The sequence below is a fragment of the Trinickia sp. Z7 genome, assembly GCF_056498045.1.
Genome location: NZ_JAUEQW010000016.1, coordinates 18,726 through 44,506 on the forward strand (window position 1 = coordinate 18,726; position 25,781 = coordinate 44,506).

General features: G+C 59.3%; 28 protein-coding genes and 1 pseudogene. 10 read left to right on the top strand and 19 right to left on the bottom strand.

The window, feature by feature from the left end; genetic code table 11:
• Nucleotides 1–625: 625 nt before the first annotated feature.
• Nucleotides 626–1,129, top strand: a complete 504-nt coding sequence (locus tag QQS38_RS21910) for a hypothetical protein (protein ID WP_479647456.1) — start codon at nt 626–628, stop codon at nt 1,127–1,129.
• Between the two features lie 922 nt (nt 1,130–2,051).
• Here QQS38_RS21910 and QQS38_RS21915 read toward each other — a convergent pair.
• Nucleotides 2,052–2,492 (bottom strand): hypothetical protein, encoded by a 441-nt coding sequence (locus QQS38_RS21915; protein WP_479647457.1) that lies wholly within the window; start codon nt 2,490–2,492, stop codon nt 2,052–2,054.
• Nucleotides 2,493–2,646: 154 nt separating this feature from the next.
• Between QQS38_RS21915 and QQS38_RS21920 the strand changes: the two genes are divergently transcribed.
• Both QQS38_RS21920 and QQS38_RS21925 read left to right on the top strand, forming a co-directional pair.
• On the top strand, nt 2,647–2,949 hold the full coding sequence (locus QQS38_RS21920) for a type II toxin-antitoxin system HigB family toxin (protein WP_479647523.1): 303 nt from the start codon (nt 2,647–2,649) through the stop codon (nt 2,947–2,949).
• A 4-nt stretch (nt 2,950–2,953) separates the two neighbouring features.
• The gene (locus tag QQS38_RS21925) at nt 2,954–3,316 is read left to right on the top strand and encodes a helix-turn-helix domain-containing protein (RefSeq protein WP_479647458.1); all 363 of its coding nucleotides are present in this window, start codon (nt 2,954–2,956) and stop codon (nt 3,314–3,316) included.
• Nucleotides 3,317–3,665: 349 nt separating this feature from the next.
• Here QQS38_RS21925 and QQS38_RS21930 read toward each other — a convergent pair whose 3' ends face one another.
• The 6 genes from QQS38_RS21930 to QQS38_RS21955 all read right to left on the bottom strand — a co-directional run bounded on the left by QQS38_RS21930 (nt 3,666) and on the right by QQS38_RS21955 (nt 6,468).
• Entirely contained in the window at nt 3,666–3,953 is a 288-nt protein-coding gene (locus QQS38_RS21930) for a HigA family addiction module antitoxin (RefSeq protein ID WP_206956137.1), read from the bottom strand.
• Nucleotides 3,954–3,963: 10 nt separating this feature from the next.
• Nucleotides 3,964–4,242, bottom strand: a complete 279-nt coding sequence (locus QQS38_RS21935) for a type II toxin-antitoxin system RelE/ParE family toxin (protein WP_479647459.1) — start codon at nt 4,240–4,242, stop codon at nt 3,964–3,966.
• A gap of 272 nt (nt 4,243–4,514) precedes the next feature.
• Nucleotides 4,515–5,309, bottom strand: a complete 795-nt coding sequence (locus QQS38_RS21940) for an SDR family NAD(P)-dependent oxidoreductase (RefSeq protein WP_479647460.1) — start codon at nt 5,307–5,309, stop codon at nt 4,515–4,517.
• A 5-nt stretch (nt 5,310–5,314) separates the two neighbouring features.
• Nucleotides 5,315–5,812 (bottom strand): SRPBCC domain-containing protein, encoded by a 498-nt coding sequence (locus QQS38_RS21945; RefSeq protein ID WP_479647461.1) that lies wholly within the window; start codon nt 5,810–5,812, stop codon nt 5,315–5,317.
• 27 nt (nt 5,813–5,839) lie between these two features.
• Nucleotides 5,840–6,304, bottom strand: coding sequence for an SRPBCC domain-containing protein (locus tag QQS38_RS21950; protein WP_479647462.1), 465 nt, complete (start codon nt 6,302–6,304; stop codon nt 5,840–5,842).
• A 17-nt stretch (nt 6,305–6,321) separates the two neighbouring features.
• The gene (locus QQS38_RS21955; RefSeq protein WP_479647463.1) at nt 6,322–6,468 is read right to left on the bottom strand and encodes an NAD(P)-binding domain-containing protein; all 147 of its coding nucleotides are present in this window, start codon (nt 6,466–6,468) and stop codon (nt 6,322–6,324) included.
• Between the two features lie 134 nt (nt 6,469–6,602).
• On the opposite strand from QQS38_RS21955, the gene QQS38_RS21960 reads away from it, so the two are divergent.
• Complete coding sequence (locus QQS38_RS21960) at nt 6,603–7,484, top strand: LysR family transcriptional regulator (RefSeq protein ID WP_479647464.1); 882 nt, start codon at nt 6,603–6,605, stop codon at nt 7,482–7,484.
• A gap of 124 nt (nt 7,485–7,608) precedes the next feature.
• Here QQS38_RS21960 and QQS38_RS21965 read toward each other — a convergent pair whose 3' ends face one another.
• Nucleotides 7,609–8,661 carry a sensor domain-containing diguanylate cyclase gene (locus tag QQS38_RS21965; RefSeq protein WP_479647465.1) on the bottom strand — a complete coding sequence of 351 codons (1,053 nt, stop codon included), beginning with the start codon at nt 8,659–8,661 and terminating at the stop codon, nt 7,609–7,611.
• Nucleotides 8,662–8,838: 177 nt separating this feature from the next.
• Here QQS38_RS21965 and QQS38_RS21970 point away from each other — a divergent pair, with 177 nt between their 5' ends.
• Genes QQS38_RS21970 through QQS38_RS21980 form a run of 3 tightly spaced genes read left to right on the top strand, consistent with a single transcriptional unit; the run spans nt 8,839 to nt 10,279 of the window.
• Nucleotides 8,839–9,015, top strand: a complete 177-nt coding sequence (locus tag QQS38_RS21970; RefSeq protein WP_479647466.1) for a CopG family transcriptional regulator — start codon at nt 8,839–8,841, stop codon at nt 9,013–9,015.
• A gap of 4 nt (nt 9,016–9,019) precedes the next feature.
• Nucleotides 9,020–9,397, top strand: coding sequence for a VOC family protein (locus tag QQS38_RS21975; RefSeq protein ID WP_479647467.1), 378 nt, complete (start codon nt 9,020–9,022; stop codon nt 9,395–9,397).
• Between the two features lie 18 nt (nt 9,398–9,415).
• On the top strand, nt 9,416–10,279 hold the full coding sequence (locus QQS38_RS21980; RefSeq protein WP_479647468.1) for a class I SAM-dependent methyltransferase: 864 nt from the start codon (nt 9,416–9,418) through the stop codon (nt 10,277–10,279).
• A gap of 152 nt (nt 10,280–10,431) precedes the next feature.
• On the opposite strand, the gene QQS38_RS21985 is transcribed toward QQS38_RS21980, so the two are convergent.
• The 4 genes from QQS38_RS21985 to QQS38_RS22000 all read right to left on the bottom strand — a co-directional run bounded on the left by QQS38_RS21985 (nt 10,432) and on the right by QQS38_RS22000 (nt 13,732).
• On the bottom strand, nt 10,432–11,223 hold the full coding sequence (locus QQS38_RS21985) for a MipA/OmpV family protein (protein WP_479647469.1): 792 nt from the start codon (nt 11,221–11,223) through the stop codon (nt 10,432–10,434).
• Nucleotides 11,220–12,101 carry an alpha/beta hydrolase gene (locus tag QQS38_RS21990; RefSeq protein ID WP_479647470.1) on the bottom strand — a complete coding sequence of 294 codons (882 nt, stop codon included), beginning with the start codon at nt 12,099–12,101 and terminating at the stop codon, nt 11,220–11,222. The genes QQS38_RS21985 and QQS38_RS21990 overlap by 4 nt, the downstream gene beginning before the upstream one ends.
• Before the next feature lie 2 nt (nt 12,102–12,103).
• A complete protein-coding gene (locus QQS38_RS21995) occupies nt 12,104–12,901 on the bottom strand; it encodes a DUF4118 domain-containing protein (RefSeq protein ID WP_479647471.1) in 798 nt (265 codons plus the stop codon).
• 447 nt (nt 12,902–13,348) lie between these two features.
• Nucleotides 13,349–13,732 carry a YunG family protein gene (locus tag QQS38_RS22000; RefSeq protein ID WP_479647472.1) on the bottom strand — a complete coding sequence of 128 codons (384 nt, stop codon included), beginning with the start codon at nt 13,730–13,732 and terminating at the stop codon, nt 13,349–13,351.
• A gap of 251 nt (nt 13,733–13,983) precedes the next feature.
• On the opposite strand from QQS38_RS22000, the gene QQS38_RS22005 reads away from it, so the two are divergent.
• Nucleotides 13,984–14,673: a hypothetical protein gene (locus tag QQS38_RS22005; RefSeq protein ID WP_479647473.1), complete on the top strand. Its 690-nt coding sequence runs from the start codon at nt 13,984–13,986 to the stop codon at nt 14,671–14,673.
• Nucleotides 14,674–14,700: 27 nt separating this feature from the next.
• Nucleotides 14,701–14,781, top strand: a pseudogene (locus QQS38_RS22010) (IS6 family transposase); the annotation flags it as partial.
• Between the two features lie 450 nt (nt 14,782–15,231).
• Here the strand turns inward: QQS38_RS22010 and QQS38_RS22015 are convergent.
• Entirely contained in the window at nt 15,232–15,627 is a 396-nt protein-coding gene (locus tag QQS38_RS22015; RefSeq protein WP_479647474.1) for a helix-turn-helix domain-containing protein, read from the bottom strand.
• Nucleotides 15,628–15,725: 98 nt separating this feature from the next.
• Between QQS38_RS22015 and QQS38_RS22020 the strand changes: the two genes are divergently transcribed.
• Nucleotides 15,726–16,334: a hypothetical protein gene (locus tag QQS38_RS22020; RefSeq protein WP_479647475.1), complete on the top strand. Its 609-nt coding sequence runs from the start codon at nt 15,726–15,728 to the stop codon at nt 16,332–16,334.
• 102 nt (nt 16,335–16,436) lie between these two features.
• On the opposite strand, the gene QQS38_RS22025 is transcribed toward QQS38_RS22020, so the two are convergent.
• From QQS38_RS22025 to QQS38_RS22050, 6 genes are all read right to left on the bottom strand, one after another.
• A complete protein-coding gene (locus tag QQS38_RS22025) occupies nt 16,437–16,640 on the bottom strand; it encodes a hypothetical protein (protein ID WP_479647476.1) in 204 nt (67 codons plus the stop codon).
• A gap of 150 nt (nt 16,641–16,790) precedes the next feature.
• A complete protein-coding gene (locus tag QQS38_RS22030) occupies nt 16,791–18,626 on the bottom strand; it encodes a hypothetical protein (RefSeq protein WP_479647477.1) in 1,836 nt (611 codons plus the stop codon).
• The gene (locus tag QQS38_RS22035; protein ID WP_479647478.1) at nt 18,623–19,555 is read right to left on the bottom strand and encodes a TniB family NTP-binding protein; all 933 of its coding nucleotides are present in this window, start codon (nt 19,553–19,555) and stop codon (nt 18,623–18,625) included. The genes QQS38_RS22030 and QQS38_RS22035 overlap by 4 nt, the downstream gene beginning before the upstream one ends.
• Before the next feature lie 65 nt (nt 19,556–19,620).
• Nucleotides 19,621–21,645 (bottom strand): transposase, encoded by a 2,025-nt coding sequence (locus tag QQS38_RS22040; protein ID WP_479647479.1) that lies wholly within the window; start codon nt 21,643–21,645, stop codon nt 19,621–19,623.
• Nucleotides 21,645–22,415, bottom strand: a complete 771-nt coding sequence (locus QQS38_RS22045; protein ID WP_479647480.1) for a hypothetical protein — start codon at nt 22,413–22,415, stop codon at nt 21,645–21,647. The genes QQS38_RS22040 and QQS38_RS22045 overlap by 1 nt, the downstream gene beginning before the upstream one ends.
• A gap of 853 nt (nt 22,416–23,268) precedes the next feature.
• Nucleotides 23,269–24,384, bottom strand: coding sequence for a replication initiation protein (locus QQS38_RS22050; RefSeq protein WP_479647481.1), 1,116 nt, complete (start codon nt 24,382–24,384; stop codon nt 23,269–23,271).
• Between the last annotated feature and the right edge of the window lie 1,397 nt (nt 24,385–25,781).

Genomic DNA, 25,781 nt, shown 5'->3' on the forward strand with positions numbered 1-25,781 from the left:
CTATCGGAGCGGGGGCGGCGATCAATGGGATGGCGGGAATGGCCGATGGGCGGTCTACCGCAAAGGGTGGATTTCCCTGGACGGATGGCGTACGGCGCTGATCGGCCGAGGCTGTGTGAAAACTCGAAACTATCCGGTTTTCGGGTATCGCTTTACCCCCTCTCGAACCGCTCCGGAGCTCGTACGCGGCCATCTGGCGAGCCGAGCTTGTCAAACGGTGCGTTCGGCGGGAGTTTTCACACAACCTCGGACAGGAGCGGTCAGTCACCGATAGCATCCCAAAGTGGTCGGCCGGCTCCGCTAGCGCATAACCGATTTCACCGTTCGATTTGCTTGTGGTCTAGTTAGAGCAGAGCATTCGTCGCACTAAGAAGCGCCGCCACGGGAATTCTCGCTGGTGGGCTAACAAAACGGATACGACTAGCGACGACGGATTAGAGTCACTGGGGCATGCACGCGCTAAGGGAGACGATTCATACTCGAGCCGAAAAGAAGCGATCGATGACGGGCGTCTGCGGCATGCGTTGCCGAGGGCAGCGGTAGTCTCCTTGGACCTCAAGTTTTTTCGCGGCGCGTCGACATTACATTGGGCTGAATACCACATGGAAAACTACGCGGAGATTTGATGAACGAGAACTTACTGGTCAAGCTGCTTCAAGCCTTCACGACTGGATGCGCTTGCGCGGTTCTGTTGGGCGGATGCAGTACTGCTCAAATCGTATCCGACGACTATTCGACTGAGTTCCAGGGACGATATGTCGTGTCCGACACAACCGGTGACGACGCGATGAAGAATAAAACCATCGACATCGCCTTTGGTGAAGGTCGCACCGCAACGGTCGTGGTTGAAGAGAGCCATCGGGTATTTCATTTGGACATGTGCCGCTCGCTCGCCGGCTCGTTCGCGAACTCACTGGCGAACGCGACCTCTGATTCGATCATTCATGCGGTTGCCTGCCTGGACGAAGACGATCGGTATTGGAGCTTTATGCACGGTCGCCCTGGCGCAACGACGAGTGCAGGTTACACCCTATTCAGAAATGTGACTTCGCAGTCAGGATATCTTGTCCGTCGGAGCATGAGAGATCGCTACCCCAGCGATCTCGCCTTGGAGCCCCTTCCAAAATAGAGCGCACACTGCTGATGAGGCCAGGAATACCGGTGATGCAAGACAAGTATTCGCTTTTCGCCGAAGGGCTAATCTGTGCAGAACGGCCCCCGCTCGCTCAAGGGGCGGCGCCATGTGCGGTCTGATTTGGGCACCGTCATGGACGGGATATATTCGTCGCCCGGCTTTCCTGCATCGACCAAGTCTATATGGCACGTGAACCCATGACCCCTCACCTGAGCGACGTAGCGGTGATTCGGCTCGGGCGAAAATGTGACCGTAGCTATACAGCCTGCTGACAGATAGTTCTCTGTGCGTGAAAGAGAAAACGAGAGCGGGCGCCCCGCCACAATTCGACGCGAAATTTCCCCATCATCGGGAATGGGCGGCAGCTTAGTTCTATCGGTGCATTCGGCCGCTCCAGAATAAATGTTAGGTATCACCAACATATGGCCGCCCTTCTTGAACACGAGGGTAGCCGTGTCGCCTTCCATTGGTTCTTTGTACGGCGAAGGACCTAGGGCACCGCATCCCGACAAGATGGACATCGTCGTTACGGCCACAAAAAAATTGAGTTTTCGCATGTCTCGTAGTTTTCCGTTATGCTCATTCGCAAGACGCGTATACGGCACGCAGTGTCGGAAACTTGAGGGTAACTCTGCAGGCCCGGCCTAGAGCCGACCTTCGGCCGGATGATTCATATCGTTGCGCCGTACAAACTTGACGATCTGTTCGCTACGGTAATTCGATGGAATTCGTCGCATATCAGCGTTCATACGCCGCGGAAATTCGTTGAACAAGCAATATAAGGAGCGCCGGCCCCAGGCGACTGTTGCTCCATGCAAATCTGCGCGGAACTGAACGGCTGCTTCGGGGCGACATGACGGTCTCTTGCGGGTCGAACTGGGACACGGGGGGGTGCCCCTATGTCTTTCGTCAAGCATTAGGGGTGGCTTTGGGTTGGTAAATGGTGCCGTCGCGCAGCATGGCGAATACACTTGGACGTGGTCGATTCGAGCAGGAGCAGGCCAGCCCGCAGTATTTCGCTCTTTTTCACCGACACACCTGCATCAAGACATTTCTGCTTCAGCGCTGCGATTTTTTCGTAGTCGGATTTCGGCATTGTGAAGCTGTCACGCACGACCTTTTCTTTCTTCAGGCGCTTCACTTTCACTTCAGCGGTGGGCGCAGCTGACGTCGGCTCGGCGACTACGGCGCGCTTCTGCTTTGCAACCTTGGTCAGAGCCGGTTTCGTAACCGCGACTTCGGCCGTCGGCGTCGTTGCTTCGTGCGCTTGCTTGCCGTTGTCTTTCGCATGGCCGTTTGCATTCTTGGGAATGCGAACGACCTTTTTTGCAGGATTGCGGATGCTGGTTTCGCTCATATTCCCCTCGTGATTGATAAACGATATAAACAGTATATATCGTTTTCGAGCGTTCCCCAGACCGCGCCGACGCGCCCAATCGACGGGGCTGGCCCGCAGCTGGCATTTCCAGGCAGTGTTGCACCAGTCCCAAATTGGGACTAAAATGCAAGGCATGCGAATCGTTGCCAAAAGAACCTTGCTTGACTTCATCGCGCGTCACGCGCAAGCCGAACAGCCGTTGTTAGCGTGGCACGCGGAAGCGTCGAAGGCCAACTGGAAGACCCCGCAGAACATTAAGGACCAGTACGCCAGCGCCAGCTTCGTCGGTCGGAACCGCGTGGTTTTTAACATCAAGGGCAACGACTTCCGGTTGATCGTCGCGGTGGCCTACCAGATCGGCGTGGTGTATGTGAAGTTTGTCGGCACGCACGCGGAATACGACAAGGTCGATGCGGCAACCGTAGAAATGGAGTAACGAGATGGACATTCACCCGATTCGAACCGTGGCCGATTACGAGGCCGCCCTGAAGGCGGTGTCCGCGCTCGTCGACATGGATCCTGCTCCGGGCACACCGGAAGGCGACGAGTTGGAGATTCTGGCGATCCTCGTCGAGAAGTATGAGGCTGAGCACTTCCCGATGGCGGCGCCGAACCCGATCGACGCGATCAAATTTCGGATGGAACAGGCGGGCCTGTCGGTCCCCGACATGCAGCCGTACATCGGGAACAGCAACCGCGTGTATGAGGTGCTGGCCGGCCGGCGCGCGTTGAGCCTCGCCATGATCCGCAAGCTGCACGATGGGCTGCATATTCCTGCCGACGTGCTGATCGGAACCTCGTAACTGCGGTGTCGGCGGCAGTCGCCGAAGAGGTGCCGGCTGTCGCGAATAAACCAATGACCGCTGGGTCTCCGCAGCCGCCGGTTACAGGATGAGACGTGCAAGGGCAGAGATGGGTCGGCTGCGTCCTTCCGAAAACACCGCGTAGAACTCGTTTTTGCTGGCCAAAATGGGGCGTTACTGACATTGCCACATAAATCGATCTGCCGTAGATCGATAACGCATTCCTCGGGATCTGAGGCGCGCTTACGCGGGCGCGCCTCCGGTCGGGCGAACAATGGCTGCGCGAGGGAACACGCCTCGGAAGAACACTGCATTCGGCATGATGCCGACAAGGTGCGGGATCATTGCATCAAGCCGCGTGCCGAGGAAGCGGTTTAATCTTCGGGGTAGGCTGCTGCAGCGCCTGCCACAAATCCCATTGCGCCTGCATGCCGACCCACATTTCGGGCGACGTGCCGAGCCACGCGGCAAGCCTAAGCGCGAAACTGGCCGTCACGCCCGACTTGCCGTTCAGCACGTTGGACAGCGTAACGCGGTTGATCTGCAACGCCTGCGCCGCCTGCCCCACGGTCATGTCCTCAGGGATCCATTCCCGCAGCACCTCGCCTGGGTGCGCAGGATTGTGCATCATCGTCATAACAATCACCTTAATGATAGTCCTGGTAATCGACCAGGATTGCGTCCGTACCTTCGAACGTGAAGGTCAGCCGCCAGTTTCCGTTGACCCAAATCGACCAATGCCCTTTCAGATCGTCTTCGAGCGAATGCAATTTCCAGCCCGCAGCGTTCATGTCGTCCGGCTTTGTGGCTGAATTCAGAGCCGTTAGCTGGATACGAAGGCGCGTCGCGTGATGCGGTTGGATTCCGGCCTTGCTGCCTTTCATGAAAAACCGTTCGAGCCTTTTATGTCGGAAGGTTTTGATCATGAACGCCATTGTAGCCTGTAATGCAACACACTACAATGACTCCCGTTGCATTTGTCCATTCCGAAAGATCGGAGCGCCCGTCGCCAGACGGGCCTGTGCCAAGTGGTCGTTGTAGTCGGGTAGCTGCCATCGAAGCGTCGCGGGGTGGAGTGACGCCTCTGGGTCGCGTGCGGCCGGACGCGAGCTGTGCTGCATCGCGGGCGTTCGCCGGGGCTACATGGGACCGATCGCGGCCATCAGCAGCCTTTCACCGTTCATCGCCAGCCGTTGTCTCATCCAATTGTCCGAACCACGCCACCATCCACGCGTAACGCCGCGCCCGTCGTTGCCGACGCCTGCTCCGAGCACGCGTAGACAACCATGTTTGCAACTTCGTTCGTAGTGGCGAAACGGTTGATCAGCGACGTTGGCCGTGCACTCTTCAGAAACTGTTGCTCAGCCTGCTCCTGCGTGATCCCCTGCTCTTGTGCTGTCGCCCTCATCCAGTTCGAAAGGATTTCGGAGTTGGTCGGGCCGGGCAGCACGGCATTGATGGTCACGCCCGTGCCGGCAACAAGTTCGGCTAGCCCCCGCGACACCGCAAGCATCGCGGTCTTGGTCACGCCGTAGTCGATCATTTCTTTCGGGATGTTCAGCCCCGACTCGCTGCTGACGAACACGACGCGCCCCCAGCCCAGCTCCGTCATTTTGGGCACGTAATAGCGCGCGGTGCGAACGCCGCTCATCACGTTGAGTTGGAAGAGATCTAGCCATTCGCTGTCGTCCTGTGCAAAAAAGTCGTTCAGCCGCGCTGTCCCTGCGTTATTGACGAGAATATCGGCCACCGGCACTTGTGAGAACAAAGCCGCGCAGCCTTCGGATGTCGCAACGTCGGCAGCGACGCCGGTCAGTTCCGCGTTCGGCAGGATGGCGCGCATTTCATGGAGCGCGGCATCGACACGCTCCTGGGTCCGGCCGTTGACTACGACGGCAGCGCCTGCGCGCGCCAGCCCTTCGGCAATCGCGCGACCAATGCCGGCGGTGGAGCCCGTTACGATTGCCTTGCGGCCATTGAGTTCGATCTTCATGGCGTTTATCTCCGTGTTACTTCCGCTTCAGCGGCTCGTGCGATGCATTCGACCCATTCTTGGTGGTAGCGATAGAGCGCACCGGGATGCGTCCTGCCGATCAGTTCCACGAAGAACGGACCTTGTTGCGTCTCTTCGGTCAGCAGATGACAACCACCTTGGGTCGGCGTGATCACCCAGCCGTGATACGCGCTTGAACCGCTTTCATCGCCATCGACCGTCGTTGCCCACGCGAGTCGCCGGTTCGGCTCGCATTCAGTGACGACGAGCGACATCGGAAAGCCGACCGTCACACGGCGGTAGCGTGTGCCAAGCGCGAGTTCCGGCTCGCCGGACCGTATCCTGACCTGATCCTCGGCCGGGAAGTAGCGCGACCAGCGCTCGGCGTCGACGAGCAGTTTCCAGACCACTTCAGGCGGTGCTTTCACGTCGATGTCGTTGAGCGCGTAAATTGCCGACGTACGCGGGTCATAACGTTCCGGCCAGTTGACTTTGTCGATCATGTATCGGATCTCCGTTTTTCAGCAGCGTTAGCCGTCGGAACGCTCACGCGCCGTGGCGATTTCGGCGAGGTTCCTGAGCAGCTTCTCGTGGGTGAGCCAGAACACGTCAGGTGCCTGCTTCGCGAGTTCTAGCCAGTGCGGTCCCTGCATCGTCTCCTCGGTCCATAGATGGCATCCGCGTGCCGTCGGCGTGATGATCCAGGCGTGATAGGCCATGGACGTTTCCGAGACCTTTGGATAGCCGCCCCACGCAATGCGGGTCATCGGCTCGAACTCCTGCACGGATGCGAAGACGTCCTGGCCCGCGAGGTTCGTCTCGAATCTCGTACCGAGGCCAAAGCTCTCGCCGCCATCGAGCGACTGCACATGCTGGACGCCGGGATAGAAAGCTGGCCAGGACGCGAAATCGGTTAGCAGGGACCAGATCGTTTCGACGGATGCCGAGACCTCGAGCTCGTTGGTGAAATGGATCGGAGAGCGGCTCGGTTTCATCTCCTCGGGCCACTTGATTATTTCGTGCATGGGAATTCCCACTGGATAGGCACACGACGCGCCTGCCGCCGCCGACTGGCTACAGCGACTTCAATGCTTTTGCGGGCAAAGACGCGCGCCAAGGCTTGCCCCACCGCGCCGAAACCGATGATCGGATAGTTCACGCTTATTCTCCTGCACAGAGTTGGCATGCGGAGAATGGTAATTGCGGCTAGATCGAATGATAATTACGTCGGCCACCATAAGACCTATTCCAATCTGGAATTAATTGCGGCGTGCATGCAGCCGGAGTCGTGCAATGGATCGGTTTCACGAATTGAACGCGTTTATCGCCGTCGTCGAGGCGGGCGGCTTTTCTGCGGCCGCGCGCAGGATCGGCGAGTCACAGTCTGCCATCAGTAAAGCCGTAAATGCGCTGGAAAAACGGCTCGGTGTGGCGCTGCTCCACCGTAGCACCCGCAAGGTGACGCTGACCGTTCAAGGGCAGCTTTACTACGAGCGCACGCGGCCATTGGTGGACGAAATCCAAGTTGCGGATAGCGAGTTAACCAGCGCCACGCTCGACGTTTCGGGGCTCATCCGGATTGCTGCACCCTCGACGTTCGGTCGACTGCACGTGCTGCCACTCATTCCCGCCTTGCTGGCGCAACATCCTGGCTTGCGGATCGATATGGTTCTGTCCGACGCCGTACGCGATATGGTGGAGGACAGGATCGATCTTGCGATTCGAGTGAGCCCCATCGAGGAGCCCGATTCGGTGGTGCGTCGTGTGGCTTCGACCTCGCTCGTGTGCGCCGGATCGCGCCGTTACTTTGAGAAGTGTGGTGTACCCCGTACTCCTGCCGAACTCGCGGACCACAACTGCCTGGTCTATGGCGAGATGACGGAGTGGCCTTTCGTCGGGCCGGAGGGCCAGTTCAATGTGCAGGTGCGCGGCAACCTGTCGTCCAATAGCGTCGAAACGATTCTTGCAGGCGTGCTGGCCGGAGTCGGCATAGGCATGTTTAACCGCGCTTCGCTGGTGGGTGAGTTCCGGCACCCGGACATCGTTACGGTCCTCGACGATTTTTTGCAACAGCCTAGGGAAGTGAGCCTCGTTTGGCCCAAGCGACGCTTTGTATCGACCCGCGTGCGCAGTGCGACCGATTTTCTGGCCGGTGCGCTCGCGCGGCGCATCTAGTTTCATGACGCGTCAATTGCTTTTACCGGCCATCGCCCCAACAACCCGACCATCGACGGCACTACCCTCGCTCGACTTGCGTGAAGCGCACATACGCCCGAAGGCTCACCGCACCATCAAACGCTCAGCGCGACTGCAGCTTGAACCCCTCCCCGCCGATCCCTGCGCGGTCCACCGCCGAAATGCGGTTGCGTCCCTGGTCCTTGGCCTGATAGAGCTGCGCATCCGTTAGATTGATGAACGCCATGATGTCGATGCCTTCGTTGGGCACCACCGTGCCCACTCCGAAGCTCGCCGTGACTCGCTGGCTGTGAGGCGAGCGCAGGTGCGCGATGGCTTCATCCGCGATCAGCGTGCGGCAACGCTCCGCCACGCGTACGGCCTCATCGGCATCGGTTTCCGCAAGCACGAGCACGAATTCCTCACCGCCAAACCGGCCGAGGAACGCGTTCGGCCCGGCAGCCTCGTCGAGCACACGCGCAATGCGCTTGAGACATTCGTCGCCCTGCAGGTGACCGTAATAATCGTTGTATGACTTGAAGAAATCGACGTCGATCATCACGAGCGACAGCGGCTTGCCCGACGCCGCCGCGCCCGCCCATTCGCGCGCGATGACAGTGTCGAACATGCGGCGGTTGCCGACGCCCGTCAGACTGTCGGACAGCGACAAGCGTTCCAGCTCGCGCTGGAGTTCCGCGAGCCGTTCCTCCGTGCGCTTGCGTTCGCTGATGTCGAACATGAAGCCGATCAACGAGTCGACGTCGCCGTTCTCCTTGCGCACGACGTGTACAACATCGCGAATCCACACGTAGCCGCCGTCGGCCGTCAGTGCGCGATAGTCCGCTTCGTGATCGGTGCCCGCTTGCGACTGAGAAACGCAAAAATTCACCACGGCCTCACGATCGTCCGGATGCATGCGCGCAACCCAGTCCTCGACCGTTTTCCAGCTAGACGGCGCGTAGCCGAGCAACGCTTCGATCTGCGGGCCGATATAGGCGAACTGCATCGTCGTCCAATCGATCTTCCAAGGGATCGCCCGGGTAGATTCGAGCAGCGTGCGATAAACAGCGGGATCGTCGTCGCCGAGCTGGGGCCCGGGCGGTGCAAGGCTTTCCTCGTGGCGCAGGAATTCGGCCTGAAGTGAGCTGCCGGCCAATTCTTTGTCTTCGTGGGTCATCGTGATCGTCCAGTAAGGCGTAAGTGCTTATCGGCAGGTAGCACCTGCGCCTTGAAGGCGGCGCGGAAGATCGATCGCCAAAAACGTGATGCTGCATGGCTTGCTGACCGTGCGATCGCAACCATTCAAAAATTCACCGCCCTTGACATCGCACTAGCATGCTAGCAAACTAACCCCATGAGCGAAGATGACGCAGTCAAGCAATTCAACGTGTACCTCCCGATCGGCTTGATTAGGGAGGTAAAGCACTACGCGATCGAATCCGAGCAGTCGCTATCGGCCTTGGTCGCCGATGCGCTGCGCGAGTACCTCACTGCAAGGACTGCCAAACCACGTTCTTCCGGAAAGGAGTGACAACATGGCCGAAAAGACAACCCGCGGTGGCCCCGAGCACGGCATCGAGGCCGTTTTCCTCACCACCCACAATTGGGGCAAAGCGGCAAAGTTCTTTCAGGCGCTGGGTTTCACGCTGGAGTTCGAAACAGACCATCAATCCGGGCGGCTGACCAAAGGCGACGGCCCGTATCTATTCATTGCGGAAGTCCCTGCGAGCAATCCACCGGAGGCTCAGGTGGTCATTCGCGTACCCGACGAACGCGAGTTCTCACCCGGTGCGGGCGTTGAAGTGCTCACGCCATTCGAGGACACGCATTGGGGAACGCGCGAGATGACGGTGCGCGATCCCGACGGTCGCGTATGGCGGCTCCAGGCGCCCGGCAACGCGGGCGATCACTAACCGTACGGGGAGCCTTCGATGCCCCATGACAGCACGAACGACGGCGCCGATAGCACCGCTGCGCGCGTCGCACTGTGGCGCGCGCTCCACGCGACCATCGATCCGCCCCCGCATGTGCTCGACGATACGATCGGCCTGCAACTGCTCGCTCCTGCGCCAGACTGGCAGCAACGCGGCGACATGGATCCGACGTTCACACGGCCATTTCGCGCATCGATCGTCGCACGCGCGCGTTTCATCGAAGATCTTGTCATCGGCCGCGCCGCCCAGGGATTGACGCAGTACGTGATTCTAGGTGCCGGCCTCGATAGCTTTGCTCAACGACACCCGGATCTCGCATCGCGGATGACGGTTTTCGAAGTCGATCGGGCTGGCCCGCAGCAGTGGAAGCGTCGGCGCCTGAGCGAACTGGGTTTCGGCACGCCGGACTGGCTACGCTTCATATCGGTCGACTTCGAGGCGGGCGATTCGTGGCGGCATGCGTTAGCGGCAGCCGGATTCGATGCGAGCAAGCCGGCCGTCGTCGTATCGACAGGCGTCAGCATGTATCTGACGGAAGAGGCCAACCGCGCTGCACTGCGTGAAGTGGCTACGCTTGCGCCAGGCTCGGCGCTCGCGATGACGTTCCTGCTTCCGCTCGAACAGGCCGATCCCGCGGTCCGGCCCGCGCTGGAAATGGCCACTCGCGCCGCGCAGGCAAGCGGGACTCCGTTCATCAGTTTTTTCACGCCCGCTCGAATGCTCGCGCTTGCAATGGCAGCTGGTTTCAGCGATGCGCGTCACGTCTCGGCGGATGACCTCACGCAACGCTACTTCAGCGGGCGAACGGACGGTCTGCGTCCGCCAGCCAATGCGGAAGAACTGCTGATCGCGACGATCTAGCTGGTTTCGTGAAGTTCGGAGCGCCACGACGAACGATTGATGGTCACTTCCTCAGCCGATCCCAACCTCGTCTTCGCTCGGCAAGCAGCGTATTCGTTGGCGAGAAAATCGCCGCCTCCCCGGTTAAATCGCGCGAAAGACTTTCGTTGCTATCAGAAGCGGTAAAGCACGGACGCCATGCCGTTGAGGTCGAGCCGGCGCTCGGTAATCGGACTGCCTGCGGCGTAACGTTCGAGGCGTCCCACAACGGCTTGGACGCTTGCCGACCAGTGCGCACTGATTTTGTATGTCGCACTCGCATTGAAATGCGCATCGCGCAAGCCGGAACCGGTGTCGTACCGCCGCAATCCCGATGCTGCGCTTTCTTGCGGCGTAATGCCGAAGAAGGTTCCCGTATAGGTCGCGTTGGCCCAGGTGAGGCCCGGCCCCATCGAAACGAGCCAGTTGCCGATCGGCGCCGAGACGAACAGATCAGCCATCGCCATCAGACCTTGTCCCGTTCCCGCGATGTCCTGATAGGCCGCCACCGCGCCGGTGAACGCCCAAACCGTGTAGTCGGCGAAGAGCCGCAGCTTCGGCCCATAGTGCACATCGGGCAACCCTCTGAGGCGAGCATCGTCGGAGGACGATCGCGACTGGAAGTCGAAACTCAACGACATGCCGACGTGATAGTTCTCCCCATGCAGGACGTTGACACCGAGCACATCCGGTCCCTGGGAGAACACACGGTCCTTCCATGAAATGTCCTGGACGGGCAAGGGAAGCATTTGCAGCTGCGAGGAACCGGGGAACTTGGGGAACACGTACATGCCCGGCCCTACCGAGATTTTCCAATCGTCGTTCGCCCTCGGTTCATCGGCGTGCGCGACGCTCATCGTGCAACACGCGCTTACCGCTGCGAGCGCTAGCCGCCGGCGTCCAAAAGAAGTGATGTCGAGCATCATGCTTTCCTCGCCACGGCGGCCAACTGTCTGAGGCGCCGCGCGAGCGCCCTTGATACGACTGGCGTTTGATTGCCGCTGGGTGCCGACGCGGCGACGCTTTCGCGCAGGAAGAGCGCGCATTCCCGCGCGACGACCTCGCGTTCGTTGTCCGATGTGATCATATGGTACGAGTCGTCGAGCCAGATGGTGCGCAGAAACGACGCGCCGACGTTCGCCACGACGAAGCGCGCGTTATGCGGGCTGGACGTCTCGTCGTCGATCGCGTGAATGATGAGGCAGTCCGTGCTAATGCTCTTCAGCTTCTTGCGCATCGAGCGCGCAAGCCGGCTTGCTTCGTGAAGCGCTGGCATCGCAATGAATGCGGGCCCCACTTCGCTGATTTCGTCCCTCTGCATCACGCGTGCAATCTTCGAGCGCAATGCCTCGTTGCGCAGGCCATAGGGTTCGTGCTCGCGATAACGGTAGCGCGAGCGTAATGGCGTGTAATAGGCGTAGTCGAGCAGAAATCGGTACCAAGGAATCGCCCAACCGTCGTAACTGAGCGTGATCGATAACAGCAACAACGCCCGCGCGGTCGGGCGTTGTTGAGCGACGGCGGCCGCCAGCGTCGCGCCCATGGACAGGCCACACACCGAGACATGTTGGTGTCGTGCTGCAAGCGCGTCAAATTCGGCGACGGCTGCGCCGATCCACTGTTCCATTTGCCTATGCCCCCTGCCGGCGCTGTAGCCAGCAAGTTCGGGGGTATGGGTCACGAAGCCTTCTTCGACGAGCGCGCGGGAAAGAAACCTCAATTCCGCCGGAGAGCTCGACAGTCCGTGCAAAAGGAGAACGGCGTGATCGCCGCCCTGAGCAGTGGGAAACGGAGAAAGGTTCATGGTCAATCCTCCGCCCGTAGGATTAGAAACTCACCGGACGCCGTAGTGAATCGTTCGCACACACATTCGACCGCGCGCCAACCGTGCCCACTCGATAGAAAACGCATGCGGTGATGACCCGGCACGAGCCGCTCGTTCACGCGCGCGAGATCATCCCGATGCACCCGCGAATGCTTGGCGCCGTATGCGATACCCGTGAGAAATGCTTCGTCGTCGACGATTCCGGCGGCCGTGGAGGTTGCCGCTGTCGCGACGAAACTGCCGGGCGGGGCGCTCGTTGCCGGATCGAGCGCCTTGATGAGAATGAGCGATTGATTGTGCTGCGCGATGTGATGCAGCATGCGATGCATTTCATCCGTAGCACGACGCGCGATTAGGCGCTCGTTATCGCCGCGCAGGAGCATTTCATAGCGCGAGAGCGCGACAGACGCCAGCAGCTCGGCGCGAAACTGGGCGCGCCTCAAGCGCTCGACGAGCGTGATGACCACAACGGTGATGAGGGGGTACGAGACCAGCAGACGGATATCCGACGCGTCGATGATGTCGATGCGTCCGTACGGCGGGACGAACAGGTAATCCGCGAGGCAGAGTCCCGCGAGCATCACGCTGAATGCCGGCGCAAGGCCGCAATAATATTCCACGAGCACGGCGGCGATGAGAAAGGCGGTGCCCGGCATGATCGGGCCGAGCAGCGGGTGAAGCACAGATCGAATGGCCGCGGCGGCGAAAAGCGCCGTCGCCGCGATCACCCACCGTTTGCGGCCTCGCGGAGCCCACCGTCGGGAATTTTGGACTTTCATGCGTTTGATGCGGCGAACCGACGTTCAGCCGGGATCAGTGGTTGCACCCGACGCTCTTGTGATATCGCCCGCAATATCGACCGAGCTATTTTAACGGGATTATTTCCCTCAGAGCATTGGGCGGCGCGGTCAACCGATTTCGCACTTAGGCTCCGACAGCGGCTTTGGTAAACAACGATGAGTCCCAACATGCCCTCCCGAGGCCTTATTGCACGCGATACAGCCGCTGCTCTCTCTAGGCATCGGTATGCGCCGCCTAAAATACGAACGATGGATGAATAACGGCATCCGGGGCGCTAGCTGAAGCCTCCTATGTGTTTTTTTAGGGCGGGCGCCCGCCGGCCAAGTGTGACCGAGAGCGGATTCCGCTATGACTGGCGGCGCGTATCGAACGGTGCTGGTCTAAAGACGAAGACGTCGCTGCGGCCCCTGTCCCGATCGGCCGACCTATTCGCTGCCTTTCAGTCGCTTTGCCAATAGCGCGTATTTGTCCTGCGAGGTGTCCGCCAAAGCCGCTTCGCGAGTGGAAGGGGTGTCGTCATACGGGATCGGTTCGGCGAACTGGCTCACCGTAAGATCCCATTTTTTCCCGTCGATCAAATTGTAGAAGTGCGTACCGCCCGATGTCCGCGTCGTGAGAATTTCGCCACCGAAATAGTCGTGCACCACGAGCGATGTGACGCTGCAATGATTCTGCGCAGGATTCGATGGTGACCAGGCATGGGTCGGACTCGATGTGTCTGAGGCCCATACGCGCGAAATTGCTCTGTACAAGTCGAGAGGCGTCGCGAAGGTGTTCGATATGGGGCGCATTGGATCCTCGTGTTTCATTGCAAAAATCCTCTTGTTCGATGTGAAAGCCGGATCGGACCGGACCGAGAGCGAGCCCATGCGCGTGAGTGCATGGAAGACATCGATGTGACGCAGGCGCAACGCGATGCACCTTTCGTTATGTCACCGCCAAAGCGGTCGATTCGATGCATACCGCGTGGGCTTCGCGTCGCCAGACCTGCATTCGCGCGATGAGCGCGAATGGGCATGGCCATCCCCTATGCTCACGGCTCACCATCTCGGGATCCATTATGTCTTCCATTCCATCGATAGGCGGGCCGCAATTCGACAGGCCTGCCGCCGGCGCGAAGCATGATGGGCAGCGCGGCGCTTCGGCGTCAGCGGAAACATCGAAGGGAGCGCCTCCCGGACGCGTTGACGCTCGCCTCGAAGGACTCCGGGCAAGGCGCCCCGCTCGCGAGACGGTCGAGATCGAAGGCACGACCTGGGACGTCGGCTTCCGGTGTGGGCAATGGACGTCTGTCACCAAATCGGACGGGCCGGATAGCACCGCCGTCACGGATTACCGCATGGTCAATCTCGATGACAGCGGTATCCGCCAATTTTATGAAATCCGACCTGGCCAATACAACGAGCCGAAAATACGGCGCGAACCGGACAGAGCACTCGCTCTCCCGACGCAAGTACGCTATGTGAATGCTGATGGTTCAGCTTGTCAGCCAGACGAAAAAATCGCCGGCATCGTCTTGAGGGACGAGGCCGGCAATGTCGTCGGGCGGTATAGCTTGACGAATGCTACCAGGCAAAAGATCGAGTACGAGTTGTCAGATGACGGCACACTGAGGATCGACGGCAAGGTATTTCACTTGAACGGACTTTTCAGCCCCGACAAGAATCGTATCGAAAACTACGACGCTTTTTTCTCGCCGACCAAGCCGGATGTCGTGACGATGTTGGAATTGGAGGATGTGACGTTTTAGCGTTCGATACGTAAAAACGGACGTCGCCTCTGGCGGGCCGTCGATCAGCACGACGCCGCCATCGACGTGCTAGCGCGCCGCCGGCGCGACAAGGCGGCGGCCAAACGGTGATGCAATTCCCCGGAGATAACGCCCAGTTTATCCAACCGCTTATCCTTCAGCGAGAGCCCGACGCATGCTATCAAAAAGAGACCCGTAAGTTTCATAACTTACGGGTCCGCATTTCTCAGCCCACGAGGCGACCTACACCGCCGCCCGCCCCTGTAGCGAAACCCATAATGTCGGATTTCTAGCCCTGTCAGATAAGGCTCAGCGGGCCGTGGGAAGTATCGGGTGGGATTTCGGGAAGCATCGCGTCGGATTTTCAGCTCACGGCTGAGCCGACCTCGTCACACGATACGTTTCCGACGAACGTCTCCCGTGACCATCTCCCATCACCCGTCGGCGCGACTGGCACAACAACCGGCTCTGTAACAGCAGCGGCTATCGCGACAACCATGCACGTGAGTCCGGTGTCGATGTCGGGCTCAAAGTGCTTGGTAGCGCGCAACGGCCAGGTCATTTTTCGTCGGACGTCGATGCGTTATAGGCCTCTACTGCGGCCTGGCGGCCCGCCCAATACTCCAGCACCGATGCCTTCGTGACGAATCGGTCGCTCCCCTGTTCATGATGGAGCTCCAGTTTCCCTTGCTCCAGCAGCTTCGAGATATGCGGGCGTGACACGAATAGCAGGGTCGCCGCTTCGGCGATGGACAGGAAGTCGTCGGTATCATGCGGCCATGCGGGATGCCGGCTCAGAACGTCAACGAGTATTGCCTCCACGCCGGCGGCGAGTTCGCGCCGAACGTCGGAAGGCAGACTGGCCCCAACACGCCTGAACATCTCGTCCATACGTGCGCGCGCGAGCTGCACCGCGTCGGCAATCGATGGCGAAAATTTCCCGTCTGTCGACATATTGGCTCCCGGGCGGGGGAAGAAATTGAGTGTAGTCCCTTTGCGAAGACGCCGAAACGCCCTAGCTGCGCCCGTCGCAATCCGAACTGGAGGGGCTCATGAAATCGAAACGCATTTGTCTTGCCTGTGGCAACGTGTTTGTGCCGCTGCTGCATGTTCCGCGTCAGCGATATTGCTCCTCGAAGGAGTGCCAGCGCGCCCGTCGGCGCGACTGGCAGCGCAATCGGCTCCGTATCGATAGCGACTATCGCGACAACCAGGCCCGGGCACAGGCGAAATGGCGCGCAGGCCACTCGAGCTACTGGCGCGAATATCGAGCCGCTCATCCGGCGTATCGCGAGCGCAACCGCAGTATGCAGCGGTTGCGCAATGCGCGGCGGAGCGTCAGGCCAATTGCAAAGATGGACGTCATCAGGCTCCCCCGTCCGCTGGACTCTGGCTTCTACCTGCTGTCTCACGCGAATGATGCCGGCGTTGCCAAAATGAACGCGTGGTTGGTTCACATCGCCGTGCTATCTGCACCGACATCCGGACTTGATGGCGGAGTTCGAGTCCATAATCGCAACGATTTCTCTCGACCAGCAGCAATTCAGCGCGACCCTATAGTCGAAACTTCACGTAGTGCCAGTTGCAAATTGAGACCCGCGAACACAAATCATCAGGTGCGACGCGTGTCGCCATCCGCTGGACGTAAATCGGCAGTGTAGTGGATGGCAACCTGATGGTCGGAGTATCGTCTGTGCTGCCGTGCCGAACACGCCGACCATCATCGGTGCGACATGTTTAAGCAAGGGGCCATGACACCACTTTCAACCAGTCTTGTGAGCGAGCATCGCGCGACATCGTTCCAACTCCTTCGTGAGCGAATCTATTTCGGCTTGCATGCCAGCGGCCCGGCGTAGAAGCTGACCGATTTCGTACCAGTATGCGTAGCCTAAATCGCCATCCGACATAGCAAGCTCGTGAATCTTCCGAAGTGCAATCCCAAGGTCCAGATTATCTTCTGAAAGCATATGTCCCTCCTCTGTGGTGACGGGTGATGACGAGACAGCGAGGCGGCCGGGCGAACCCGTCGATGCCCATATCGTTCCCGGTCTCGGGCATATCGGCACCGTGCACGCTTCGAATACGCCGGACCTGCTCCTGATGAACAAGTTCGGTAATCAGGCCGCCGGTACAAACAGGTCTTGCCCGGCTCGCGCGCCGAGTACCGCCAGGCGTCCCAGGTCAGCGATACGAATCAGTCCACCACGCATCGCGCCACCTGGCAGCTGTTTCGCCCCTACCAAGGCGACGCCGGACAGGTGGCGCGACAGCGCCGATGATTTCGTTCCCATTTCCCGCGCCAGGTCTGCGAGCGGAACATAGGTCCGCCGGAACGCGAGCAACTGGTGGGGCAGCACGACTCGACATGGCTGACCACGACGGTGAATCACCTCCGATTCCAGCAGGCCTTCGTCCACCCAATGCTGAATGGATTCCCACTTCCATCCGGTCTCGCGGGAAAGTTGCTGAATCGACAGGCCGGCTTCGAGCAATGGCGTGCCGAAATACTCCGATACATCTGTGCGCCGGAATACGAACTCTCCGAGCGTGCGGCCCTGTGCGACAGCCTTCACGGCTCCGTCGGCAATGGCATACATCAGCGCCTCGATGGCCTTGCGGTCGCCCATGCGGCGACTGGTAAATTCAGCCCACGTAAGCGTTGCATCCGCTGGGACAACCGAGGGCTCGACGTGCCGCTCCACGCGCGCATACAAATCCTGCAGGGACTGGTATCGCACCGGGCCGCCTTTCAGCAGGTCCTCGCGCCAGCGGATGTCCGAGCGGATAACGCCAGCGGCTTTCATACGTTCGAGCACGGCGAGGGGGACGCTTGCCAGCTCGCATGCCGCAACATCCGAAATCCATTCGGCACGCTGCTGCAAAATGCGCTCCACCTCCGCACGCGGGATTTCATAGACCTGGCCGCGTGTGCCGGTGCGGCGCGTGCGATGTTCGCATTCGCCAGTCGCAATGGCGTCGTGCACGCGCGAAGCGCTGACACCGAATGCCCTCGCGACATCCGGTACGCGCATGTAGCCGGTTGCATCCATGGCCATGTCCTTGGACGAGTCCAAGCCGAGGATACAGTCGGATTTCTCGGCCGCGACGTCGACGATTATTTGCAGGAGCGGCTCCAGTGGCGTGCCTTGGCAGAGCTTGCGCAAGCCGATGTACCACTCACCCAATAAAGTGTTCAACGTACGGGCGTCTTTTCGACCGGCCGCGATACGCTTCTCGACGTGTGCCTGAAATCCCCTCGGCCAGTCGGCCAGCAGGTCTTCAAGCGGCGCGAGAAATTCGACTGCCTCGTCAACAGATTTCGGCATTGAAGCGCCGCGAGGCAACCCTCGTTGCGCCGGGTTTGCATACAGGCAGAGCGTTCGGACGACTTTTGCCAGCAGGCTAATGTCCACGTTGCGCAGGACCGGCTTGCTCACTGGTTGCCTTCCAGAGTTCTCAATCAGCGCTGACAGCCACTGCTGGGCTTTCGTCGCCGGCACACGTGGCAGGCAACTGAGGTCCTGGCCGCATTCGCAGAGACCGACGTAAAGCCGATTTTGTGAAAGATGCTCGCCGCACGAATTGCACCGGTCGACCAGAAGCGTTCGGTGCGTTGAGCATGCCGTCACATACGTATGCTCCCAGTGGTGCCGAAGATGAGGTGATTCCGCGAGGCAACCTGGGCAAACCGCATCCGAATGTACGCGATGCAGACGGCCCCAGTCTCTGCATTGTATTTCCTGCTTTTCGGTGAACTCGGTCCATGCGAGTTCAAGCTCGAGGCTTTCGGCGACGTCGCCTGGGCGCGTGAGCAAGGCGCGGCGATTGCGCTCCACGCCGGCCATATCCGCCAGAATCCTCCAATTGAACAGAGCGTTATCCGCGGACAATCGCCGGTAGTAACCCATGCCGGACTCGTCGTCCTTTGGCGCATAAATGAGAGAAAGACTCATCGTTTATCTCCTGAATTTTTGCGAACAGGCACGGACATGGCGTTACTGTTCAATACGTGGACGTATGCCTGCTGCAGTGCCGCGGGCGCTACTCCGGCGTCTTCGATACCAGAATCCTGGAAAGACAGTTGATGCGGCGAACCTGCGTGGTCGACGTACGCGAGCGCCGCCTGGCAATCCGCGTAGGTGATGGCATGCGGTGCTTCATCGGCCATCAAACTGGCGAGCGCCTTCATAAAATCGGCAAGTACCCCAACCAGGCCACCTGTCAGCAGATAACACTGCTGGGTCAATGCGCGAGCAGGCACATCAATCGGATACCCAGCTGCCGCGAACAGGCCAGCATAATTTGCGACGCATGCATTGAATGCCGCCATTTCCCTGGCATGGTTCGCAGCGTAGTGCAGAAATTTCCTCGCCGGAATTGAGCGGCGACGCAGTTGCTCGTTCGCTGAAAATAGCCGCTCCAACCGCGGAATACCGAAGAGAATCAGCATCCCCCCTAAATCGTCGAAGAGGGTCTTGAACCACTCGCTAGCCGCACGCGTGGATACGCGTGCACCCTCGTCCACAAGATGGGACGCTTCGTCAAAAATCACAACGAGAGTGCCTGCTTTCTTCAACTGGTCCACCATCATCACGCCCAGGTCTCCGGCCGTCTGGCTGCGCCGCACCACCGGAATGCCCAGGGCTTCCAGAACACTTTTGGGAAGCGTTTTTGCCGAGACCCCAGAACGCAGTTTCACCACGAGCACAGGGACATGGCGTCGCCCATCGACGCGGTATTCTGGGTAATCGCGCGCCAGGTTCGTAATCAGCGAGCTCTTGCCGGCCCCGCTCGGCCCCGGCACCCGAATGATTTTGGATTCGAAGCCAGCGAGGGTGTCGTCGATAAGCCGCTTGAGCGTGATGCGGAGCTCTTCGAACATCGGGTGCGGAAGTTCGCATGCCTCAATGTCTCGGCGCAGTTGCTGGGCAGGTGTCAGAACAGGCGTCACCGCAGTTTTTCTCCCGTATGTTTATTCACCATATTCATCACCGGAGCGTCGTCGTATGAGACAGCATCCGATGCAAATTCTTCTTCAGGCAGGCATGGATTGGTCGACGGGGGTAGCCCGAACGGCGCGCCCGAAGAAAGAGGGTTGTCGACTGCACGCTGAACAGCGGCCAGGACTTTGGAGCGACGCGTGGTTTCATGACTTTCCGCCCGCTTGCCGCGGGCCCGGCGTGCCGGTTTGTGTTTGGTGACGTCGGCATCCAGGTCACGCAGGAACTGCTCTTTTTCCGGCGGAACAGGTCCGCCATCTTTACTGGCCTTGAACAGCTCCTTCGCTTCCTTAAATGTCCACGCAGGCGTGTCAGGGCGAACATGCTCGTGTGTCAGCGTGACGAGCGGGAGCTCGTGACCTTCATACACGTAGACTTCGCGAAAGTCGTCAGGGTTGTAGAGCACGTAAAGCGGCGCGTGGTCGCCGTACTTGCTCACCAGATACGTGATGGCCGGCCCCTTATAACGAAAACCCTCTACGCTTACGCCAGTGTTCGCACTTAACGCGCACGTGTCGTGTTCATAGAGCGCAGCCATCCACTCCTGGCGCGGCGGTGGCATCGGGATGGGATAGCCGGCCTCTTCGGTCGCCCATCGCATGCGCTCGAGCGGTGTCTTGCCTTTGACAGAATCAACGAGCATTTCGTCCCAGCGCAAACGGTCGAGTGGAGTGTTGACCCAGTCTTCGTAGAGCCATCGAACAATCCATCGTTCGAGCTCTTCTTGCGTCTTCAACTTATCGCCCAGCGCAACCGGGTCACGCGCACCATCTTTTCCGTTAAAACGCGTGCATCCCTCCAGAAGCTCCACTGCTTCCTTCAACGACTTGTTCAGTCGCTCGATGAACGGCTTACCCTGGGCTTCCTTGGCCTTGCAGTGCTTGACATCGATTTCCAACACCTCGAGGCGGACGATGCGCGCGCCTTTAACCTCGGAACCGTTGTCAAAAATAATCTGGACGGCCGTACCGTAAATGTTCAATGTGTGTGCGATGCCCAACGCCTTGAAACGGACGCCCTTCGCAGGCGTTAGATACATCTCGAGGCATCGGAGCGAATCCATTTCTCGGGGTTGGCCAATCACGAGATGCCATCCCACTGGATAACCGCTGTTGGCGTCGACGGCGAGAACCAACCAGACATCGCGAGAAATGCCACCGTCCTCCGTCTTCACGACGAAAGGCAGGTGCAGCGCATCTTGCTCGATACGTGCGAACGGGAAGGGAGCCCGGATTCGCCTTGTCGCATGCGATTTGCCTGCGACCCGGTCAAGCGGGTCCATTCGGTCGTATTCCGCGTCAGCCGTTGCCTCGAGAACCAGACTGGCAACGAATTTCCGGCTTATTGGATGTGGGGCGACGTGCAGCTCGCGGCGACGCGCTTCACGGTTGACATAGTCCGTCACCTTCAGAATCGTCCACTTCGATTCCGTGACGAGAAAGTATTCCTTGATGACATCTAGTGCGAACTTCCGGAGCTTTTCCGAATACCGACGGGTAGCGTTCCCCTTGTTCTTGTCGCCACTGAGGACTGGAAGCCCTGACTCCTGACGTTTGCGTGCGTCGAAAAGCGCGGTGCGGGAGGGAAATTTGCGCGTCATACGCTCAGCGACGCGCTCCCGTTCATACGCTTCACGCGCCAGCGGAATGGCCGCGCTAAATGACATGCCGCGCTGCTCGCAAATTTTGTCAATTCGGCGCAGGGCCCAGGTCAGCACGCGCCGGTGTTCGGCCAGCACGAGGTCATTGGCCTGCGCTGCGACGCTGACGGGCGGCATGCCCTTCCGATGCAATACGAGGGCACCGGTAGAGATGGCTTTGCGAATCGTCGAATCATCTTCAAATCGCGCTGTGCGCTTTTCCGCATCGAACACCTGGATACACCCGCCATGCAAATGGCGGTCCATCACTTCGAGATAGCTTTCGGGTTTGCCTGGCAGTGCCAGCCGGTCGCCATTGAGCAGGTCGGTCATCACGGCCGCAGTTCCTCAATCAGGCACAAATGGCTGATGTCGCCGTACGCGAGGGACAGCTCAAGGTTCGAGCAGATGTGGTGATGTGCGAGGTCTGCCTGCAGCACGCCCGTTGCCAGCAAGAGGGGGATAAAATTCGGCGCAAGCTGGAGGTCATCGCACAATGCCCGTTGCAAGACCGGACCCGTCTCGCAATAGCACTCAACTCGTTCGATTATGTCGGGCGTCAGGTATGCCGCGGCGCGCGAAGCCGCCGACTTCAGCAACTGCGCATTGACCAACACGGGATGCCTTTCATCTGCGGGCACAACGACCGTAGCGAGTGGATAACAGTTCGCCTCCAGGACGAGCTGGGCGCGTTCGAGCTTTGCCCAGTACTGACTGTCGCCCTCGAAGCCTTCGAGCTTGACTTCGTACGCCGCTTGCAGGCCATTGGATTGCACGACGGCGAAGTCGGGGGTGTATTCCACCGCGCCATCGCGACCGCCACGTGCCTCTCGCGCCTCGGTCCGCTCTTCCGCCGTGAAAAGCACCCGCTCGAAAACGAGGTCGACAGTGAATGGCTGCGGCTTGAACGAACGCACGCGCGGGTCGATGCTGAGCAGGTGTGAAACAAGGCGTTCTGCGTCCGACTCGACGGTGATGTGCCCGTCGGCTTTCTCGGCGTATGTGCCAATACGAGCTTTGCCATACGTCCGGGCGGTGGGCCGGATGCCAGCATTGGCCGCACCTCGACGGCTGCGAACGCCATAGGACGGTGCGCTTCTCATTCCGCACCTCCCGCCATGCACCATGGCAGGACTGCTCGCGGCGCAAATGTCGCGACGAGCATAAAAGTGGTGGCCAGACTGAGCGGGCTCAGCGATGTTGTGGAGGAACTGCGATACACGATACGGTCAAACAAGTGATTAACCGACGTGCTAACGACAGGATTTTTAGGAAATTTACTCGCCAAACAGCCGGTGAGCGAAACGTTACACGAGCAAAGTCTTACGCCGTCTACGATGTCTCGAGCGAAAATTTTTTTCACGTTACAGGCGTGTACTGGAGGCGTTCCAAGCACGTAACGCCAGCGTGACAGGCTTGTAGTGGAGACGTTACGAACCCGATATTTATCTTCAATAAAACAACGGGTTATGCATCGGCTCGCGACGTCGAATGTGCGCTCAAGGGGAGATTTTTGACGCGGTTTGCGGGGAAATTGACCCGCGCGGCACGGCGACGCGCAGGTAATGCCAGAGTGCCGGCCACACCAACTACCGGTGCTCAACAAGGTGAGCACAACAAGGTCATGAGTCTTCACCGCGGAGAAAACGGCGCCTTGCTGCTTCGCTCTGAAAACGACCTGTCCCATCACCCCACCTCGGCCACGTACCCTCTCATAAATAGGGGTCCGACCGGTGAGCAGGTCACGAATCCGAAGTCAGGTGCATTCTCAAAACCACACGCCGACATTGCGCCAACGTGAGTTTACCGTAGTGAATCGTGCGAGATTTTTCAAGAAACAACCGGCCGCGACGTCGACCGCGCGCAACGAGACATGTGCCCCAGGAAGCTATGCGGGGCGCAGCGACGAGGAACTGAATACCTCCGGTTGCGCCATTTTTCGGAACTGGCAACTCCCTACGCGCCGGATGCCTCGTTGACGCTGGCATGCCATTCTGTGCGAACAACGCGAATCTTCTTGCCGTCTTTCGAAAAATCGTATTTCGCCACCTGGCAGCACGCCGGCGTCCGAGGGTGCTTGAGCTTTTCGAGCGCACGACCGAGACTTGCCCGAAAATTGCGAATATGGGACTCATAGCCCGAGAGGCGATACAACGTCAAAATTGGCAACCACTGCGGGCCTGCATGCCCTGCATAGAAGCTTGCGAGCCAGCCCTTGAGCCCGTCAAATTTCACAGCTTCATCCTCGACTGCGGTCCAGCTTCCGGGCCCGAACAGTTCCGCGATGGATGTCGTCGCGCACAGCAGAAGCACATCACTTCCCTTGAAATCTTCAGAAACCGCACCGTCTTCGAACGTCACAGACAAAAGCTTCGGTATTTCGATATTCAGCCGGTTGTAGCGCATGCGCATCTGGGCAAGACTCAGCCGAAGCAAACTCGCGCGTATGGCTCGATGCGCCTTGACGCTATATTCATTGCCCATTCGATGGGCGAACTCGTAAAAGGTGGTTCGCAGGTGCCGGGTACCCTCTTCGGGACATAGTGGCACTTCACGGTAGTAGTCCAGGCACGTCGCGTAGACGATGCGGTCAAACTGACACAATTCGTACCCGCTGAAAATCAAGGACATGGTCCGGAACGTAGCAATTTCTTTTCCGGCCACCAGGAGGGAGGGGTCGCCCGACAGTACGGCAGCGTTGTCGGTTTGCACGGTGCGTCCAGCAGAAAACAGAGCGGAGCGGAGAAATGCGTTGGGCAGCGCCCGCGCCATCGTGGACCAACTCGGGAGATACACTTCAGCGCCGCGCCGTGCAGCCTGCCGGCGCCGCGCGCGTTGGACTTCTTCCACTGTCGCATTCGACGGCAGCTCAAGGACCGCTGGTTCTGAGAGCGCATTTTTTGCTCGACGTTCGAGTCCGTCGGCGAAGCGACCAAGCTGCCCTGCCGCTTCGAGCACGGTCACTTGCCGGCCAGGCGCTGCGGAAAGGGCTGCTTCCGCCGTGAGATTTGCGAGCGCGCGAAGCTCCGCGACTTTGTTCGCTGCATTCGTTGGCGTCTGCAAGCTCGTCATGCCGATGCACCGAGAACACGACGGTGAGTTTCATCGCCACGGCATCGCGGGGTAAGCGAAGCCTGCGGAAGTGAATTTCGAAAAGCGCCATGAAGCGCCCTGATGGCCCGCGTGGAAAACTGCGCGATGCCGGCAGAACGGCGAGTCGACGTTGTCGGTCGTGTCATTGCAAACACATGAAAGTGGAGACATATCCGTATATGTCTCAAGACAGGGCATGAAATGAAAATTTATGAACTTTCTGAAATGTCGCGGCAAGCGCTCGTAAATATTCTGTTCTGCGAAACGGCTGTGCAACTTGTACTCCGCATCGCACCTACTTGTACTCCACATCGATTGGACTTGTACTCCGCATCGCGTTCGCTTGTACTCCGCATCGCACGTATGGCGACGCCCGAAGAAAATGACCCGCAGCGCGCGGAGTTATTGCAAGTCGATGCGGCCCATAGTATCTGTAGACTCAGTAATCGGGATAGGCGAGCCAGCAGAACCTGGAGCCGGCGAACTGCTCCGCAGCATGGTTTTGGCTCCCCGAGAGTTCGCCGACAACCGGCCGCCGGGTTCGTTTGCATTTGGTTGAGGGGCACAGACGACCGACCGACCGGGACCGCTACCTGGCCATGACCGCGAAGATGTAAGCGGTAATCGTAGACCCTGGCCAGCCAATTGGGTCCGCATGTGGGGAGCGTACTCTCGCCACCACTTTGCCGCGTTCTGGCGACGCGACAGCCATTGCCGACGCGGCGCGAGTTCGAGGATTGATTTTCAGTTTGTCCCTGGCTGACCAAGGTGGTACGAAACAAGAATCTGTTTTCGCTCCTTGCCTGGTTGGCATGACTCGACGCGCGCCCCGTGGTGTCGCGCAACCCAAATGCAGCATTGAGACTGCATCGTACAAGCTCGCGATAAGCTCAGTGGGTTCTTTGATGAAATGGACTATGCGGATTAGCTACAAAAGCCGGCTGACCAGGATGAGAGTTGACGGCGTGCTCATTCGTCAGTTGTGCCAGTCTCGTGCTGCACCGGCGGTGCAGACTAACTAGATGACTCCCCCGCGGTCAGGTCATCCTGGTCGCGCGCTATTCACGCCGCATGGTCGGCTTTCCGTTGCCTGAGCTGGTCGATGTAGACAGACCCATAAGCTGCGAAATTTCTATCCAAGCTCCGAGAGGTCCGCCGCATCAAGGTTTCCGCGCGTTTATTCTGCCGAAAGCGAGGCGACGACATCGTTTCGTTAGCTGGAAAACGACAAATCGTGCGGTTGGAAAGCTGAAAAACGACAAATCGCTGCGACAAGGCCGCACCAAAAGCGGAAATACGACACCCCGATGGGCTTCTGTTTGTGTTCGTCGCTCGAATGGGACTCTTTGTCGGCATGACTGGCCACTGGGGTTAAG

Coding starts and splice junctions, on each gene's coding strand:
- QQS38_RS21960 (WP_479647464.1), top strand. CDS start 6,603: ATGGATCGGTTTCACGAATTGAACGCGTTTATCGCCGTCGTCGAGGCG.
- QQS38_RS21930 (WP_206956137.1), bottom strand. CDS start 3,953: ATGACGATGATGCACAATCCTGCGCACCCAGGCGAGGTGCTGCGGGAA.
- QQS38_RS22000 (WP_479647472.1), bottom strand. CDS start 13,732: ATGAAACACGAGGATCCAATGCGCCCCATATCGAACACCTTCGCGACG.
- QQS38_RS21975 (WP_479647467.1), top strand. CDS start 9,020: ATGGCCGAAAAGACAACCCGCGGTGGCCCCGAGCACGGCATCGAGGCC.
- QQS38_RS22040 (WP_479647479.1), bottom strand. CDS start 21,645: ATGACCGACCTGCTCAATGGCGACCGGCTGGCACTGCCAGGCAAACCC.
- QQS38_RS22045 (WP_479647480.1), bottom strand. CDS start 22,415: ATGAGAAGCGCACCGTCCTATGGCGTTCGCAGCCGTCGAGGTGCGGCC.
- QQS38_RS21980 (WP_479647468.1), top strand. CDS start 9,416: ATGCCCCATGACAGCACGAACGACGGCGCCGATAGCACCGCTGCGCGC.
- QQS38_RS21925 (WP_479647458.1), top strand. CDS start 2,954: ATGGACATTCACCCGATTCGAACCGTGGCCGATTACGAGGCCGCCCTG.
- QQS38_RS21940 (WP_479647460.1), bottom strand. CDS start 5,309: ATGAAGATCGAACTCAATGGCCGCAAGGCAATCGTAACGGGCTCCACC.
- QQS38_RS22025 (WP_479647476.1), bottom strand. CDS start 16,640: ATGCTTTCAGAAGATAATCTGGACCTTGGGATTGCACTTCGGAAGATT.
- QQS38_RS22020 (WP_479647475.1), top strand. CDS start 15,726: ATGAAATCGAAACGCATTTGTCTTGCCTGTGGCAACGTGTTTGTGCCG.
- QQS38_RS21910 (WP_479647456.1), top strand. CDS start 626: ATGAACGAGAACTTACTGGTCAAGCTGCTTCAAGCCTTCACGACTGGA.
- QQS38_RS22015 (WP_479647474.1), bottom strand. CDS start 15,627: ATGTCGACAGACGGGAAATTTTCGCCATCGATTGCCGACGCGGTGCAG.
- QQS38_RS21995 (WP_479647471.1), bottom strand. CDS start 12,901: ATGAAAGTCCAAAATTCCCGACGGTGGGCTCCGCGAGGCCGCAAACGG.
- QQS38_RS21970 (WP_479647466.1), top strand. CDS start 8,839: ATGAGCGAAGATGACGCAGTCAAGCAATTCAACGTGTACCTCCCGATC.
- QQS38_RS21950 (WP_479647462.1), bottom strand. CDS start 6,304: ATGAAACCGAGCCGCTCTCCGATCCATTTCACCAACGAGCTCGAGGTC.
- QQS38_RS22050 (WP_479647481.1), bottom strand. CDS start 24,384: ATGACGAGCTTGCAGACGCCAACGAATGCAGCGAACAAAGTCGCGGAG.
- QQS38_RS21920 (WP_479647523.1), top strand. CDS start 2,647: ATGCGAATCGTTGCCAAAAGAACCTTGCTTGACTTCATCGCGCGTCAC.
- QQS38_RS21965 (WP_479647465.1), bottom strand. CDS start 8,661: ATGACCCACGAAGACAAAGAATTGGCCGGCAGCTCACTTCAGGCCGAA.
- QQS38_RS21985 (WP_479647469.1), bottom strand. CDS start 11,223: ATGATGCTCGACATCACTTCTTTTGGACGCCGGCGGCTAGCGCTCGCA.
- QQS38_RS21915 (WP_479647457.1), bottom strand. CDS start 2,492: ATGAGCGAAACCAGCATCCGCAATCCTGCAAAAAAGGTCGTTCGCATT.
- QQS38_RS21935 (WP_479647459.1), bottom strand. CDS start 4,242: ATGATCAAAACCTTCCGACATAAAAGGCTCGAACGGTTTTTCATGAAA.
- QQS38_RS21945 (WP_479647461.1), bottom strand. CDS start 5,812: ATGATCGACAAAGTCAACTGGCCGGAACGTTATGACCCGCGTACGTCG.
- QQS38_RS22030 (WP_479647477.1), bottom strand. CDS start 18,626: ATGAGTCTTTCTCTCATTTATGCGCCAAAGGACGACGAGTCCGGCATG.
- QQS38_RS22005 (WP_479647473.1), top strand. CDS start 13,984: ATGTCTTCCATTCCATCGATAGGCGGGCCGCAATTCGACAGGCCTGCC.
- QQS38_RS21990 (WP_479647470.1), bottom strand. CDS start 12,101: ATGAACCTTTCTCCGTTTCCCACTGCTCAGGGCGGCGATCACGCCGTT.
- QQS38_RS22035 (WP_479647478.1), bottom strand. CDS start 19,555: ATGTTCGAAGAGCTCCGCATCACGCTCAAGCGGCTTATCGACGACACC.